The sequence below is a fragment of the Granulicella sp. L60 genome (assembly GCF_009765825.1).
GTDB lineage: Bacteria > Acidobacteriota > Terriglobia > Terriglobales > Acidobacteriaceae > Edaphobacter.
Genome location: NZ_LMUR01000018.1, coordinates 574,010 through 574,434, shown reverse-complemented (window position 1 = coordinate 574,434; position 425 = coordinate 574,010). Strand labels below are relative to the sequence as shown.

Here is a 425-nt window from a genome sequence, read left to right as displayed (position 1 = left end):
CCCCCACCACCCCCATCTCCACCGCCGAACGCGCAGCCCGCTGGCGACACTTCGGAGCCCACCTCCACCTCACCGGCCCCACCCCCTTCGCCGATGCCGTTGAGCGCGCCCTCTTCCAACGCGGCGCCTTCATCGTCCGCCCCACCACCCCCTCCGCCGAAACCATCACCACCCTCGCCGACGCCGGAGCCCTCGTCCTCACCCACACCGAAACCGAAATCCAAACCATCACCCTAGGCGATCTCGACGGCCACCAAACCCCCATCGCCACCACCGACGAGCTCCTCCGTCTCCTCGAAACCCACGCCATCCTCCAGGGAGAGCCCCGCCCATGACCACCCTCCAAACCATCGAACCCACCACCGCACAGCTCTCCCCCGAGCTCGCCTCCAAGCTAGCCCACGTCCGCACCCTCCTCGCCCACG

The 425-nt window shown here is 68.9% G+C and carries 1 pseudogene; it reads left to right on the top strand.

Annotated elements, in window-relative coordinates:
* A pseudogene (locus GSQ82_RS12770) lies at nucleotides 1-335 on the top strand (sulfate adenylyltransferase); the annotation flags it as partial.
* Between the last annotated feature and the right edge of the window lie 90 nt (nucleotides 336-425).